The 15,133-nt window shown below is 54.3% G+C and carries 15 protein-coding genes and 2 pseudogenes; 11 read left to right on the top strand and 6 right to left on the bottom strand.

Annotation, left to right across the window (positions count from 1 at the left end; genetic code table 11):
• Positions 1-16: 16 nt before the first annotated feature.
• The 4 genes from treC to HA48_RS03185 are packed head-to-tail and all read left to right on the top strand — an operon-like array spanning position 17 to position 3,688.
• Positions 17-1,672, top strand: coding sequence for an alpha,alpha-phosphotrehalase (gene treC, locus HA48_RS03195; RefSeq protein ID WP_128599746.1), 1,656 nt, complete (start codon positions 17-19; stop codon positions 1,670-1,672).
• Positions 1,673-1,677: 5 nt separating this feature from the next.
• Complete coding sequence (locus HA48_RS03190; protein WP_341864962.1) at positions 1,678-2,520, top strand: MFS transporter; 843 nt, start codon at positions 1,678-1,680, stop codon at positions 2,518-2,520.
• Entirely contained in the window at positions 2,520-2,840 is a 321-nt protein-coding gene (locus HA48_RS22855) for an MFS transporter (protein WP_341864961.1), read from the top strand. Before HA48_RS03190 ends, HA48_RS22855 begins: the two co-directional genes overlap by 1 nt.
• Before the next feature lie 44 nt (positions 2,841-2,884).
• On the top strand, positions 2,885-3,688 hold the full coding sequence (locus HA48_RS03185; protein WP_128599745.1) for a hypothetical protein: 804 nt from the start codon (positions 2,885-2,887) through the stop codon (positions 3,686-3,688).
• Positions 3,689-3,744: 56 nt separating this feature from the next.
• On the opposite strand, the gene HA48_RS03180 is transcribed toward HA48_RS03185, so the two are convergent.
• A complete protein-coding gene (locus HA48_RS03180; RefSeq protein ID WP_128599744.1) occupies positions 3,745-4,794 on the bottom strand; it encodes an NAD(P)-dependent alcohol dehydrogenase in 1,050 nt (349 codons plus the stop codon).
• A gap of 104 nt (positions 4,795-4,898) precedes the next feature.
• Here HA48_RS03180 and HA48_RS03175 point away from each other — a divergent pair, with 104 nt between their 5' ends.
• The gene (locus tag HA48_RS03175) at positions 4,899-5,297 is read left to right on the top strand and encodes a winged helix-turn-helix transcriptional regulator (RefSeq protein ID WP_128599743.1); all 399 of its coding nucleotides are present in this window, start codon (positions 4,899-4,901) and stop codon (positions 5,295-5,297) included.
• Positions 5,298-5,366: 69 nt separating this feature from the next.
• On the opposite strand, the gene HA48_RS03170 is transcribed toward HA48_RS03175, so the two are convergent.
• Together HA48_RS03170 and HA48_RS03165 are read right to left on the bottom strand one after the other, a co-directional pair.
• Positions 5,367-6,188 carry a Cof-type HAD-IIB family hydrolase gene (locus HA48_RS03170; protein WP_128599742.1) on the bottom strand — a complete coding sequence of 274 codons (822 nt, stop codon included), beginning with the start codon at positions 6,186-6,188 and terminating at the stop codon, positions 5,367-5,369.
• Between the two features lie 137 nt (positions 6,189-6,325).
• A complete protein-coding gene (locus HA48_RS03165; RefSeq protein WP_128599741.1) occupies positions 6,326-6,964 on the bottom strand; it encodes a TetR/AcrR family transcriptional regulator in 639 nt (212 codons plus the stop codon).
• Positions 6,965-7,056: 92 nt separating this feature from the next.
• On the opposite strand from HA48_RS03165, the gene HA48_RS03160 reads away from it, so the two are divergent.
• Complete coding sequence (locus HA48_RS03160; RefSeq protein WP_128599740.1) at positions 7,057-7,749, top strand: O-methyltransferase; 693 nt, start codon at positions 7,057-7,059, stop codon at positions 7,747-7,749.
• Between the two features lie 72 nt (positions 7,750-7,821).
• Here the strand turns inward: HA48_RS03160 and zigA are convergent, their stop codons facing one another.
• From zigA to HA48_RS03145, 3 genes are all read right to left on the bottom strand, one after another.
• Positions 7,822-9,048, bottom strand: coding sequence for a zinc metallochaperone GTPase ZigA (gene zigA, locus HA48_RS03155; RefSeq protein WP_128599739.1), 1,227 nt, complete (start codon positions 9,046-9,048; stop codon positions 7,822-7,824).
• Positions 9,049-9,200: 152 nt separating this feature from the next.
• A complete protein-coding gene (locus HA48_RS03150; protein WP_128599738.1) occupies positions 9,201-10,307 on the bottom strand; it encodes an ABC transporter substrate-binding protein in 1,107 nt (368 codons plus the stop codon).
• 156 nt (positions 10,308-10,463) lie between these two features.
• A complete protein-coding gene (locus HA48_RS03145) occupies positions 10,464-11,216 on the bottom strand; it encodes an IclR family transcriptional regulator (RefSeq protein ID WP_128599737.1) in 753 nt (250 codons plus the stop codon).
• A 380-nt stretch (positions 11,217-11,596) separates the two neighbouring features.
• Here HA48_RS03145 and HA48_RS03140 point away from each other — a divergent pair, with 380 nt between their 5' ends.
• The 5 genes and pseudogenes from HA48_RS03140 to HA48_RS03120 all read left to right on the top strand — a co-directional run bounded on the left by HA48_RS03140 (position 11,597) and on the right by HA48_RS03120 (position 15,129).
• A complete protein-coding gene (locus tag HA48_RS03140) occupies positions 11,597-11,989 on the top strand; it encodes a RidA family protein (RefSeq protein ID WP_128599736.1) in 393 nt (130 codons plus the stop codon).
• Between the two features lie 140 nt (positions 11,990-12,129).
• Entirely contained in the window at positions 12,130-12,966 is an 837-nt protein-coding gene (locus HA48_RS03135) for an ABC transporter substrate-binding protein (protein ID WP_128599735.1), read from the top strand.
• A gap of 53 nt (positions 12,967-13,019) precedes the next feature.
• Positions 13,020-13,757 carry an amino acid ABC transporter permease gene (locus tag HA48_RS03130; protein WP_128599734.1) on the top strand — a complete coding sequence of 246 codons (738 nt, stop codon included), beginning with the start codon at positions 13,020-13,022 and terminating at the stop codon, positions 13,755-13,757.
• A pseudogene (locus HA48_RS03125) lies at positions 13,754-14,397 on the top strand (amino acid ABC transporter permease). The gene HA48_RS03130 and the pseudogene HA48_RS03125 overlap by 4 nt, the downstream one beginning before the upstream one ends.
• A pseudogene (locus HA48_RS03120) lies at positions 14,394-15,129 on the top strand (amino acid ABC transporter ATP-binding protein). The pseudogenes HA48_RS03125 and HA48_RS03120 overlap by 4 nt, the downstream one beginning before the upstream one ends.
• The last annotated feature ends 4 nt before the right edge of the window (positions 15,130-15,133 follow it).

Below are 15,133 nucleotides of genomic sequence, written 5' to 3'. Positions count from 1 at the left end.
AAAGGAGGCAGTATCTATGCAGGAAGTACAATGGTGGCGTCAGGGCGTAATTTACCAGATCTATCCGCGCAGCTTTCAGGACAGCACGGGGAGTGGCATAGGTGATTTGCACGGTATTCTCCGCCGCATGGATTACCTTCAGTGGCTGGGCGTGGATGCTATCTGGCTTACCCCCGTCTACCCTTCTCCGCAGATTGATAATGGCTATGACGTGGCGGACTACTGTGCCATCGACCCGTTATTTGGTGACATCGCGGCCTTTGACGCGCTGATTGCCAGTGCGAAGCAGCGCGGCATTCGCGTGGTAATGGATATGGTATTCAACCATACCTCCACGCACCACCGCTGGTTTATCGATGCAGCCAGCAGCCGCGACAGCCAGTACCGCGATTTCTATATCTGGCGCGATGGTAAAGAAGGCACGCCGCCCAACAACTGGCAGTCAAAATTTGGTGGCAGTGCCTGGCAGTGGCATGCCGCCACACAGCAGTACTATCTGCACACCTTTGCGCCGGAACAGGCTGACCTTAACTGGGAAAATCCGCGCGTGCGTCAGGCGCTCAAAGAGGTGTGTCACTTCTGGGCTGATAAAGGGGTGGAAGGATTACGTCTGGATGTCATTAATCTGGTTTCCAAGCACCCGGGCTATCCGGATGATACGGAAGGGGATGGTCGCCGCTTTTACACTGATGGCCCGGCAATCCATGATTTTCTGGAAGAGATGAGCCGCGATGTTTTTCAGCCGCGTGGTTTGATGACCGTGGGCGAAATGTCATCCACCTCGTTAGAGCATTGCCAGCGCTACGCCCGGCTTGATGGTCGGGAGCTCTCAATGACCTTTAACTTCCACCATCTGAAAGTGGACTATCCAAACGGCAATAAATGGCAGCAGGGTGAACCGGACTGGCTGGCGCTCAAAGCGATCTTCACCGCCTGGCAGCGCGGCATGCATGGCCTGGCGTGGAATGCCCTGTTCTGGTGTAACCACGATCAGCCGCGCGTAGTTTCGCGGTTCGGCAATGACGGGCAGTACCGCGTCGCCTCAGCCAAAATGCTGGCGATGCTGTTACACGGTATGCAAGGCACTCCGTTTATCTACCAGGGCGAAGAGTTCGGCATGACCAATCCGCATTTTACCGCCATTGAACAGTATCGGGATGTGGAGAGCCTCAATGCATGGCAGCTGCTGCGTCAGCAGGGCGTTGAAGCGCGGGCCATTCTCGCCGTGCTGGCGGACAAATCCCGTGATAACGGCCGTACGCCGGTACAGTGGGATAGCAGCCACAACAGCGGTTTTACCACAGGCGAAAGCTGGATCGATCTGGCAGACAATGCAGCTGAAATTACGGTAGAGAAACAGCGTGACGACAGTGACTCAGTACTGCACTGCTATCGGCACCTGATTAAGCTGCGCAAAACGCTGCCGGTATTGCGGGACGGTGATTATCAGGATTTAACTGCGCAAAACAGAACCCTGTGGTGCTATCAGCGTCAGGCTGAGGGAGAGACGCTGCGCGTGATGGCTAATATCACGGCGGATACCCTTCCGGTGCCTGCGGAGATGGCCGCTGACGCAAATCAGTGGCGCTGGCTATATGGTAATTACCCTCAAATCCCGGAGGCCGGAACGGTGTTGCGGCCTTATGAATGTATCTGGTGGTTAAAAGGATAACGTATATGGCATTCATGGATGAATGCTTACACCGGGCGCGGCAGCAACGCGCTACGCGCACGGTATTTTTTATTGCCGGACTGGCAATGTCTGGCTGGGCACCGCTCATTCCCTTTGTTAAAGCACAGCACGCTGCCAGCGATGCAATGCTGGGGCTGCTGCTGTTCTGCATCGCTGCCGGTTCGATGTCGATGATGCCTTTCACCGGCAGACTGATACAGCGCTACGGCTATCGTCGCCTGATTCTGCTCAGCTGTGCCGGTTTTTGCTTTGACCTGCCATTAATTATTGCCGCCGATACGCTTGCCGTTACCGTCCTGGCCCTGCTGCTGTTTGGGGCGCTGAACGGTGTGCTGGATGTGACAATGAACGCTCAGGCAGTCGTGGTAGAGCGTGAGAGCGGCAGTGCAAAAATGTCCGGCTTTCATGGCTTTTATAGCATTGGCACTATTGCTGGCGCCGGGCTGGTCAGTTTTTTACTGAGCATGAACGTGGCTCCCCTGCTCGCGCTGGCGCTGATTGTCGTGCTGATCGTGATACTTAGCATAATTGCTGCGCCTGCGCTGCAGGTCCCCGTGCTGGCGACTGCCGATCAGGGCGGTACGCTGCTGGCGCTGCGTCATCCACCCGTGCTGATTATCGCCCTGCTGTGCTTTTGCCTGTTTCTGTGTGAAGGGGCGATGCTCGACTGGTCTGCCGTGCTGATGCATAACGTGCATCACATCCCATTAGAGCAAGCCGGCATCGGTTTCACCTGCTATTCACTCGCCGTTACGCTGAGTCGCCTGACAGGGGATCGCCTGATCGCCCGCTGGGGAAAACAGCCGGTGCTGCTTTCGGGCGCCTGATGGCTGCGATCGGTCTGCTGCTGGCGACATGGGGTGACCTGTTCTGGCTCAACCTGCTGGGGTTCATGCTTACCGGCCTCGGTATCGCTAACCTGGTGCCGGTGCTGTTCAGCGCGGCGGGTAATCTCTCACTGGCCGCTGCTGAGTACGCTATTCCCGCCGTCACGCTAATTGGCTACGCCGGTCTGCTTACCGGTCCGGCTCTGATTGGCTTCAGTGCCCAGTGGGCAGGACTGGCTCAGGTGTTCAGCCTGCTCGCTCTGCTGCTATTGGTAACGGGTACTGCGACCAGCCTGTTACTGCATTCGCTAAAGAAGTGACTCAGCGAGTGACTTCTGGATTTTCTCATCACAAGGAGTGATTTATGACGCAGTTATCGCAACCGGTGTTTAGCCTGCACTATGTTGGCCTCAATTTGAAAAAAGGGGTTACCGAAGCCGATTTTGAGCACTTTGTCCGCCAGCAAGGCGTGCATATTCCGGCCTATCCCGGCTGGAAGTGGAGCTTGTTAAAAGGTCTGCGCGGCGAGCGTAAAGCGCAATATCTCATGCTATATGAGGCGGAAAGCCAGCAGGCATGGGATATGTATATGGATAGCGAAGGTGCATTGACTCCCGCGGCACACGCATTCTGGCAGCAGCATCCGCAGGCACAATCGCTCATCAGCACATGGCGAAGCTTTGCCACGTTTGGGGAGTTGCCTGTGCTCTACTCCACTTTCCGTTTACTGGCTGAAAACCAGCATCGCTCACTGCCTGCAGGGGCTAATTTTCAGCGTATCGCCGATCGACCAGACGTACAGCGCGTGGTGGGCTTCCATCACCTGGCACTAAAAGCCGGCGTGCGGGCCGCCGAATTTGATGCTTTTATGCGGGATAATGTTCATCGCATTGATGACTATCCTGGCTGGAAGTTTCATATGCTTAAAGGCACTGGCGGTAGCCGCAGTGAGCAGTATGTGGTCATGCTGATTATTGAAAGTCTGGCTTCGCTCAACGCCTTTCATCCGGAGCTGGATGTCGCTACCGAACGTTCACTGCAATTTGTACGTGAACATCAGGAGAGCGAGCGTATGTATGACGAGTGGCGTGAACTGGCCTCGTTTTCGGGCGCGCCACAGATGTATACCGATTACCTGACGCTTGCTGGCAACCTTAATCAGGGGTAATACGCGCAAATATATCTGGCGATTTCAGCCTGAAATCGCCAGCCTGTAATGCTGCTTTACCAGCGTGTAGCCTGCATATCGATCACAAAACGATACTTAATGTCGCCTCTGAGCATGCGGGCAAAAGCCTGCTCAATCTTTTCGCCTGCAATCAGTTCGATATCTGCTGTGATGTTGTGCTTGCCGCAAAAATCCAGCATCTCCTGTGTTTCCTGAATACTGCCAATCGACGAGCCGCTAATGCTAAGACGACGGAAGACCATCGGCGTGACGTTCGGCGATTGATGAGGACGATCGGGAATGCCCACCAGCACCAGACGACCATTGGTTTTCAGCGTGGCGAGATAGGGGTCCAGATCGTGTGGCGCAGCCACGCAGTCGATAATGAAATCCAGCGAGGTCTGGCAGGCCGCCATCTGTGCGGCATCCCGCGAGACGACAACACGTGTCGCCCCAAGACGGCGAGCATCCGCGCCCTTCTCCGGCGAAGTTGTGAATAGCGTAACTTCTGCGCCCAGCGCACTTGCCAGCTTCACCGCCATATGGCCGAGCCCACCCAAACCGACCACGCCTACTTTATCGCCTGCCTGAACGTTAAAATGGCGCAGCGGTGACCAGACGGTCACGCCGGCGCACAGCAGAGGCGCAACGCCCGCCAGCGGCAGCGTTTCCGGTACTGAAACCACAAAATGCTGATCGACCACCACATGCTGCGCGTAACCGCCCCAGGTGCTATCACCGGTATACTTATCAATGCCGTTGTAGGTCGCGGTAAAGCCCGCTTCGCAATACTGCTCTTCCTGTTGCTGGCAGAAGTGGCACTCGCGACAGGAATCGACCATCACCCCAACCCCGACAATATCGCCCGTTTTAAAACTGCTGACATCTGCGCCGGTCTCTGTAACACGTCCAACGATCTCATGACCGGGCACCAGCGGATAACGGCTGACCGCCCACTCGTTACGTGCCATATGCAGGTCTGAGTGGCACACGCCACAGTAGAGAATTTCGATCTTCACATCCTGCGGCTGTACGGCACGCAGCGCGATGTGGCCGGATGAGAGTGGTTGTGCGGCATCATGCGCCACCAGAGCATTAATTTGCATGGAATCTCCAACGTAGACGGGGATAACGTAAGGCGGCAGACTATAGTGAACGCAGTGCAAAAATGATAGTAGTCACCATTTGGTAACCACAACAGGAGATCGCCATGCCAGCCTGGGTTGACGGCAAGTTATTCTTTTACGCGGATTCCCCCCCGCGCCGCCTGATGGACCTTTTCTCAGTAAAGTGGAGCACCATGGTGCTGCATGCGCTCTATCACTGGCCGGGCCACCGCGCACGTACCGGTGAGCTGCAGCGTAGCCTGCAGGGGATCTCAAAAAAGATGCTGTTTCAGACGCTGAAAGCGCTGGAGCAGCGCGGACTGATCGCGCGGCATGTTTACGATGTCATCCCACCGAAAGTCGATTATCGTCTGACGGAACTCGGAATGACCTTCGCGCAGCCGATTGAGCATATGTATCAGTGGGGACTGGAGAATCAGGCGGCGCTGGATGCGATGGAGGCGAGTTATCGCCTGGCAACGGAGGCACCAGACGAGGCATAACGGCGAAGAAGATGCTATCCGCGACGTGAGTGAAAGTTTATTCAGTCACGCCGCGGCAGGGATTGGTGCTTAACCAAAGGGCGTTTCACGCGCCAGCAGACGTGAGATGACGTTCAGTGCACCTTCGTCATTGTTACTTTCCGTTCTGTAGCGCGCGACTGCCGTAACCGGCGCAGCCGCATTGGCCATTGCGAAGCTGTAACAGGCCTGACGCAGCATTTCGAGGTCATTCGCGCTGTCGCCAATCGCCAGCACTTCACAATCGTCAATTCCCCACTTCTCCTGCAAGAGCGCAATGCCGTGCGCTTTGTGACAGCCGGGGATAATCAGATCGACAAAGCCAAAACCGCTCGAGACCGGATGCATGATGTTTTCGATCGCGCTGAGTTCACTGTGTAAACGCGTCATCAGCGCTTCGACGCCTTCATGCGCCAGATTAAGCGAAAATTTAAAGATGGTGTCATCGATATCATAAAGATTGTCGCGCTTTTCCAGCCGGCGATAGTGGTTTGCCAGCATAGCGACCACCTCGTCCGGCATTGAGGTGTGGACATAAGCGCCGTTACGTCCGCACACCACGGTGCTGATATCAGGCTCTTTTGCCAGAATATCGAGAATCTGGTGCACGCGTTCCTGAGCCAGCTCACCACAGAAAATCTCTTCATTGCTATCCGAGACCCAGGCGCCATTTTCGGCGACAAAAGCGATCTCATCTTTAATGTCGGGAAAGTAGTGCTGCAACTGGTAATACTGATTGCCGCTGGCGACCACAAAGCGGATACCCTTCTCTTTCAACAACGCGTACTGGCGCGAGAAGCGCTGCGTATTGTACTGCTTATTGTCATCAAGAAACGTTCCATCCATATCCACCGCAATCATCTTTACTGCCATTGTGCTCTCCCATCTCTGTTTGCCGTCAATCCATCCGGCGCTGCAAAAGGTTTTTATAAAGCTTACTCGCGGTGGGGATTATTGAGAATGTGAATAGTGAATTTGTTCACCGCTTTCAGAGCTTTCCAGTCCGTTTTTTACTGCAAATCCGCACCCTTTTCCCTGATCCAGGCACAGAACATCTCAGCCATATCGCTGGCATAGTCCTGGATCTCGGCTGCGCTGCGCGGTGATTCTGAAAAATGTTTGCCCACATTGCCCAGCGTACTGTTAATCAGATCCGCCGCACGCGCCAGGTCAGCGGCACTGCACTGCGGTAATAATTGCTGCAAAAACTCGCTGACTACGTTCTCTCCTGATGCGCGGGCTTCCTGCACTTCCGGCGCATCGCGGTACAGCGGTGCCGCATCGTTCAGTGCGGTGCGCATCGCCGCTTCTTCACATTCAGAGTGTAAAAATGCCAGCGTCAGCTGATGCAAACGCCGGCGCGGCGTCTCTTCAGCGTTGCGCAGGATCGAACCCAGTAGATCGCTGGTGCGCTCCCACTCTTCACGCTGTAGCCGAAAAAGAATAGCGGCCTTGTTAGGAAAATATTGGTAAAGCGAGCCAATGCTGACGCCGGCCCGCTCCGCGACGCGCGCGGTGGTGAAGCGGTTAGCTCCCTCCTGCTCTAAAACCTGAGTCGCTGCCTGCAAAATCGCGCTAACCAGCTCGCTCGATCGCGCCTGCTGCGGTTTTTTTCTTTGTGAAATCTTGGGGTTATGCTCTTCAGCCACTGCCGACTCCGGAATACGAATAGTGAAATGCGAATAATTAATCGTATTCTGTGTACAGAAAAAAAGCCACCGCCTTTACCGGAGAAAAATTGATGAATACCTTAACTTCAGCCCCGCTGGCACCGCTGCTGAACTACCTGTTTGAACTGGCTGACAACATGGCGCATCCAACCAACGAAGCGTTTCGCACCCTGTCCGATCAGGATCAGACGCGCCTGCTGCAGAGCAAAACTGACTATATTGCGCTTTATAGCCAGCTGAAGCATGTGCCACTGGCTGTCTCGCGGGAGACCGGTAAGTTGCTCTATATGCTGGCCCGCAGCAGTCGCGCGCGCAATATCATTGAGTTTGGCACTTCGTTTGGTCTCTCCACACTGCATCTGGCTGCTGCGGTACGGGACAACGGCGGCGGCCGGATCATTACCAGCGAGTTTGAACCGGGAAAAATTGCGCTTGCCCGTAATCATTTTGCCGATGCGGGCGTAAGTGATCTGATCGAAGTGCGCGCGGGTGATGCGATCGATACCCTGAGCTGCGATCTGCCCGCCAGCATTGATATGCTGGTGCTGGATGGCGCAAAAGCGATCTATCCGGAGATTCTGCAACAGGTACAGCCCTATTTACGCGCAGGGGCAGTGATTGTTGCCGACGATGCCGATTTCAGTCCGGAGTATCTGGAACGGGTGCACGGCAGCAGCAACTTCATCTCTCTGCCGTTTCATGATGGGGTGGAAGTCTCGATCTGGCTGGGATCGCAAGAGCGTTTGCTGCGCGCCGATGCGTAAAATCAGGGATGTTGCAGTGACGACCCTGTCGGGTCGCCACTCTGGCCGCTTTCACTTCGGGCAGCAATAAAATCAGGCCTGTGACTCAAACCACGGCTGGAACGGATCGGGCAACTGCGCCCAGCCATCTGGCCCCAGCGCCATCTCATCATCCGTCAATAACGCGTGCTCCAGCTGCTGGCGCAATGCGGTCTCATCCATTTCAATACCGATGATCACCATCTCCTGACGCGCGTCGCCGGTACTTTCATCCCAGTTTTCCAGGATGTACTGTACCGTCTCTGCATCCTGCGGCCAGCGATCTTTTGGCACGCCGGCCCACCACATTCCCGCCAGCCCATGGCGCGTCACGCCACCTGCCTGTGACCAGGAACCGGCATGGCGCGGGCGCGTGGCGAGCCAGAAGTAGCCTTTTGAACGTACGACACCCTGCATATGGTGGGTAATCACCTCGAAGAATCGCATGGGGTGAAACGGGCGACGGGCGCGAAAAACAAAGTTACGGATACCGTACTCTTCGGTCTCCGGGGTGTGCTCGCCGCTAAGCTCTTTCAGCCAGCCCGGTGCCTGAGCTGCCGCGTCAAAATCGAACAGCCCGGTGTTTAGCACCCGGGATAACGGGACCCTGCCGAATTCTGAGGTGATGATGTTGGCACGCGGATTGAGAGAGTGCAGCGTCGCCATCAGCCGCGCTTTCTCCTCTTCATTTATCAGGTCAGTTTTATTGAGAATCAGTACATCACAGAACTCAATCTGATCGACCAGAAGGTCCACCACCGTCCGTTCATCTTCCTCTCCTAAAGATTCGCCACGCGACTGAATGCTGTCGCTTGAGTCGTAATCGCGCAGAAAATTATAGCCATCAACCACGGTTACCATGGTATCGAGCGTCGCCACTTCAGCCAGGCTGTGCCCCTCTTCATCAGCAAATGTAAAGGTCTCCGCGACCGGCAGGGGCTCAGATATGCCGGTCGATTCAATCACCAGATTATCGAAGCGACCCTCTTTCGCCAGACGGTTGACCTCAAGCAGCAGATCTTCGCGCAGCGTGCAGCAGATGCAGCCGTTACTCATCTCCACCAGCTTCTCATCGGTACGTGACAGCTCTGCCCCACCCTCACGCACCAGCGCGGCATCAATATTGACTTCAGACATATCGTTGACGATAACCGCAACACGTAACCCTTCCCGGTTATTGAGGATGTGATTTAGCAGCGTGGTTTTTCCGGCCCCGAGAAAGCCAGACAGTACGGTAACGGGCAGTTTTTTAACGCCGTGACGGGCGACAGACAGTGACATTGCGACTCCTTAAATAATAACGTGCAGGCGTCAAATGACGCATTTGTTATGTTATAACATAACAATTACCGCTGTCATGAAAAGAGATCACAGTGATTGTGGGGATGATAAGCAGAATCGCGGTAAAGCGGGCCATTTGGCCCGCAGCGTGTTTATTGATTGTCCGGGTAACTCAGCGCGATAGCGTCGTCCGGTAAGTGAGTGAATGTCTTCACAATGGTATGGAAGTCATCCACCGGCCTGAGATCGGCAAACTGCTGTGGATAGAGGTCCTTCGCCAGAATCTCCATACCAATGATGTTGTAAGGGTGATTATAGAAGTGATGATACACACCATAGACGCGACCTTGTTTCACCGGCTCAATTTGAGCCAGCCCGGTGCGTTTAAGCAGGGTCTGGAAGACCGGCGTAATCGCCTGTGATGAAACACCGTAGCCAAACGGCAGAACATTACCGTTCGGACGTTTTGAACCGGTCATAATATAGACATCAGGCTTCATGGCGATGATCTTCTCCAGTGCGACAAAACCCGCATTGCCTGGCAGCAGTTCAGACCCGATGTTTTTACCGCCAACCGCTTCCACCAGTCCGCCCCAGCCGTTGTGGCTGTGGGTGAAGCAGCAATTATCACTGTTACCGGCAATCGGTTCGATAAACACCCGGGGTTTATCCGGCACGGCCGCCACCGCTTTCGTGATGCGATCAAACTTCTGCTGATAGAAATCCGTGTAGGCTTTCGCTTCACTTTCGCGGTTCAGCACTTTACCCAGTAGCGTGACGCTGGGCGCGGTATTTTGCGCCGGATGCAGTTCGTAGTCGACGAACACCACCGGAATATGCAGGCTGGTGAGTGTGTTCAGCACGCCGGACTGCTGCAGTGCCGGTTTAGCCCGCAGCTGCGCGATCATTAAGTCCGGTTTTTGTGCAAGTACACTTTCAAGGTTGACCTGCCCCTGATCGCTGAACCCCATATCAACGATTTTACTGGCCTGCGGCCAGCGGCTTTTCAGCAGATCCCAGGTTTGGGTGTCCTGCTTTTTGGGCAGATTATTCCACGCCACGACACGCCGGAAGGGGTTATCGCGATCGAGCAGCGCCAGCGTCAAGACGTCGCGGCCATCCTGCAGGATAACGTGTTGCGGCTCTTGCCTGATGGTTTGCGTATGGCCATCCATATCAGTAATAGTCAGCGGATAGGTGGTGGCTGCCGCCGCAGTGGAAGCCAGTAGTGCCATGGCCAGTAACAGGCGCGTTTTCATGCCAAAACTCCGTGGTAAAAATAATAGTTATTATTATTACTTACCTTAACACAGCCTCAACCCGTGAAGATTAAACGCGAAAACAACCGGTTGTAACGGAATACTACGAGCCAGCAGCTGAAAGAGATGTGCTAAGCGCAGCAAGCTGCGCCCGATTCAGGTAAAGTCGGATAACTTCTGCCCGGAAGTGATCAGCTCCTGCAATAGCATCTGTCGCCGTTCCTGCGGTGTATCGCGACTGACCATAAAGCAGATCGCCGCCACGGCTTGTCCACTGCGCGAGCGAATAGGCGCAGCCATACAGCAGGTAAAACTCTCCGATAAGCCTTCCGTCATGCAGTATCCCAGCTTGCCGGCAAGATGGATCTCATCAAGAAAGCGCTGTTTATCCAGTATCTGTCCACTGGCCAGTCGATAATCCTCTTCCGGGATCAAATCAAGAATAGCGCTGTCGGACCAGTTACTGAGCAGGAGACGGCCCGTCGCCGTCCAGGTGATGGGGACGCGTACACCGATATCAGAGGTAATTTTAAACGGATGCGCATTGCTCTCAGAGAGCACAACCGTGTATTTATTGCCCTCCAGCATGCACAGCTGCACGGTTTCACCATGACGCGCCACGATCTCAACCATTAGCTGATGCGCACGACGGATCAGATCGTTGTGCGCCATGTAATCCGCACCGTAATAGTGCATTTCACGGCCAAAGAACACGGCACCGTCGGCGTCCAGCTCTACCAGCCCGGCTTCACTGAGCAAACTGACCAGTTCGTAAATGCTGGATCGCGGTGCGCCAGTGGCGTCGATCAAATCGCGCATCGCCATCGGCTGACGTGCAATGTGCAGCTGACGGAAAATATCGATAACCCGATCAACGCCACGCGCACGTGAAGGTTTCTCTTCCGGCATACGATTACTCCCCTGTTACATTCATGCAAGTGGAATACGGTAAAAAGAGAAGCATCATACACCCGACACTCTGAATTACCCATCACAGATTTAATAAAAGCCAGTGTGTAAATGAATAACATCAACGCCCTGGTTTGGGGCTTCATTTTGGCGCACTGGTGGCTAATGCGAAAAATAAAAGTCTTATCCCGGTCACACTTTTATTTAAAAAAACGAAACAGGCAGATCTATTTTGCGATCCCGACGACATCGCAAAAAATTAATTGACCTGTCGCATATTGCAAATGCTTATCGCCTGTGCAAATCTTGCCCTATCCGGTATTGCAGATAGCAGTCTGGTATATCAGACAAACAGTCACACTGTTAAGGGGCAGGATTACATGACGATTACACGTTATGGCATTGAAGGCGGCACCGGCACCGGCGGGCAGAAGTTACCGTTTGCCCGAGCGGTAGAAGCGGATGGCTGGCTCTATATCTCAGGCCAGACGCCGATGCGCGAAGGTGAAGTAGTTGAAGGCGGTATCATTGAACAGACACGACTGGCATTTGATAACTGCCTCACCATCATGCGTGAAGCGGGTTACGAAGTAGAGGATGTGGTACACGTTACGGCAGTATTAACGGATGCACGCTACTTCAGCTCATTCAATAAAGTATTCAGTGAGATATTCAGCGGTAATCCACCGGCACGTATCTGTAGCGTGCAGGATTTAGTGGTCGACTGCAAAGTAGAAGTCGATATGAAATGTTTCCGTGCCGATCGCAAATAACTATTACCGTTAAAACAGGCTGCTAATTTCCGATCTTTTCGCCAACACCAGGGCAGCCCGTTATTAATTAGTGCTTTTCATTATGCTGTGAAATATCAGTTTCATATTATCTCGTTTACATCTTATAAGAGAGCATATAAATGAACGCGACATTGCTAAAAATAGGTGCCAACGCTATGGCGGGTGCACTGGTTTTACTGGCTGTGGCAGGCTGTACCCCAACTGAAGAGAAAAAAGAGGCGGGTGCAGCGCCGCAATCAGCTCTGCAGAACGTGTTGCAACGCGGCACGCTGCGTGTTGGTGACTGCCTGAGCTTTGCGCCGTTTGGATTTTACGATAAAGACGGCAATCCGGATGGCTATGACGTCGATCTGGCAAAAGCGCTGGCGAAAGAGATGGGTGTGAAACTGGAGATGGTGAATACCACCAGCGCCAACCGAATTCCTAACCTGCAGACCAATAAAGTGGATGTGGTGTTCTGTAACTTCACCCGCAACCTTGAACGTGCCAAAGAGATTGGCTTTACCCAACCGTATGTTGTGGCGAGTGAAGCTATGCTGGTGCGCAAAAACAGCGGTATTCAGTCTGCACACGATATGGCAGGAAAAACCATCGCCACGGTGAAAGGATCAACCAACGGCGATGAAGTGCGCAACCTTGGCATCGACGTGAAGATTCAGGAGTATGACTCTTCGCAGGCGGCCATTCTGGCGGTGAAACAGGGCCAGGCCGATGCGATGATTGAGGACAATAACTTCCTCGCTTATCAGGCCAGTCTTGACGCTTCCCTTGCCGTAACCAATGAAGCGCTGGTTCCGCTGGAATACAACGCATTTGGCGTGAAACAGGGCGACCAGATCTGGACCAACTACCTCAACGAATTCCTCTTCGAGATCAACGCATCAGGTGAAAACGCCCGCCTGTATCAGAAGTGGTTTGGCAGCAAGCCGCGTTATCCGCTGAATCCACAATATTGATTGTTCGCTCGCGGCGCAGGCGTTCTGGCTGCGCCGCCAGAAGGAGTCAAATCATGAGTTATCAATGGCTAACCCTGTGGCGCTATGCCGACACATTCCTCGCGGCCGCCTGGCTGACGCTACAGGTAACACTGCTGGCGTTTGTACTGGCCGTTGTGCTGGGTCTGCTTTCGGCGCTGGCGAAAGCATCGCCGCTGGCCCCGCTGCGCTGGCTCAGCCACTGTTATGTTGAATTTATCCGCAATACACCCGTGCTATTGCAGATTTTCATCATTTTCTTTGGCCTGCCCTCGCTGGGTATCACCATGAGCGCGTTTACGGCCGGTGTGCTGGCACTGGGCATTAACGTAGGTGCCTATCTTTCAGAAACCTTCCGTGCCGGTATGCAGTCGGTGCCAAAAGGTCAGCTGGAAGCCGCATATATCCTTGGCATTCCGCGCCAGCAGATCTTTCTCAGCGTGGTGTTGCCTCAGGCCGCCCGCGCGGTCTGGCCGGCCATCATCAATAACCTGATTCAGCTGCTACTGGGCACCTCGCTGCTGTCAGCAATTGCCTTACCGGAGCTAACCGGTACCGCCACGGTCATCAACGCGCGCACGCTGCTCTATATCCAGACATTTAGCGTGGTCGCGCTGGTGTATCTGGTGCTGAGCAATCTCTTCTCCTGGCTGGGAAGCGTAGCAGGACGCCGGATGTTTCATCCGCCGCTGGTGACGCCGGTAAAAAAGTCCGCCTGGCGATGGGTAAAAAAAGGGCTGACTAGTCCGGTGAAACGGGAGAACGCGTTATGAGCGAACTTATCATCAGCGCTTTACCTATTCTGCTTAAAGGATTAGGGGTTACTTTACTGCTCTCTGTCGCGGCCATTATCGGCAGTACGCTACTGGGATTGCTGGCGGCGGTATTGCGTACCAGCCGGTTACCGATCCTGAAACAGATTGCCGTGATATACACCGAGCTGTTTCGCGGGACGCCCGTGTTAATCACCCTGATGTTTATCTACTTTGGCGTGGCCTATTTTGGCTATGAGATCAACCTGTTTGCCGCAGGCATTTTGGGGCTGAGCATCTATCAGGCGCCTATATCGCTGAGGTTTTCCGTGCCGGCATTGAGGCAGTGCCAAAAGGCCAGTGGGAAGTGTCGTGGATTCTCGGGCTGTCTAAACGTCAGACATTTTTGAGCGTTGTGTTGCCACAAACGCGGGGCATCGTGCTGCCGCCGCTGGCCGGACAGTATCTGTCGCTGATTAAAGATACCTCAATCGTCAGCATGATCGGCATGTCTGAGTTGATGCATCAGGGCCAGGCGATTGTCGACCGTATCGGCCAGCCGGTAGTGGTCTATGCACTGGTCGCCCTGCTCTACTTCGCCGTCTGCTTCCCGCTTTCCCGTTGGGTTCAACATCATCAAACCAGGAGCCAGTTATCATGAGCAAATCGGCCATTACGCTGAGTCGGATCACCAAATCCTTTGGTTCCACTCAGGTGCTGAAAGAGATCAGCCTGGACGTTTCCCCCGGCGAAGTGCTGGTGCTCATCGGCGCATCCGGCTCCGGAAAGAGTACCGTGTTACGCATCATGAGCGGTCTGGAAACCGCCGACGGCGGTGAGATTTGGGTCAATGATGTGCCGCTGCATAATCGCAAACGCAGCAGTGAAATTTGCGGCCATGTGGGCATGGTATTCCAGCAGTTCAATCTGTTTCCGCATAAAACTGCCTGGTAACGTTACCCTGGCGTTGATCAAAGCGCAGAAGTTATCTGAGGCAGAAGCCAGTAAACGCGGGATGGCGGCCCTGACCCGCGTCGGACTCGCCGAGCGCGCCCATCACTATCCGGCACAGCTCTCCGGAGGCCAGCAGCAGCGCGTAGCAATTGCCCGCGCACTGGCAGTTGAACCCAAAATTATGTTCTTTGATGAAGCGACCTCTGCGCTGGACCCGGAGCTGGTGGGTGAAGTGATGGAGGTCATGCGCAGCCTGGCGCGCGAAGGCATGACCATGGTGGTGGTCACCCATGAGATGGGCTTCGCCCGAAAAACGGCCGACCGGGTCGTGTTTATGGATCAGGGCGTGATCGCTGAGCAGGGCTCGCCGGAGCAGATTTTTGTTAATCCACAAAACCCGCGGACCCAACAGTTTTTGTCCCGCGTGCTTGAACACTAAGGAG

This window comes from Pantoea wallisii (assembly GCF_002095485.1).
GTDB classification, from domain to species: Bacteria; Pseudomonadota; Gammaproteobacteria; order Enterobacterales; family Enterobacteriaceae; genus Pantoea; species Pantoea wallisii.
Note: the sequence above shows the minus strand (reverse complement) of the source record. Positions and strands in the feature narration are given on the sequence as shown.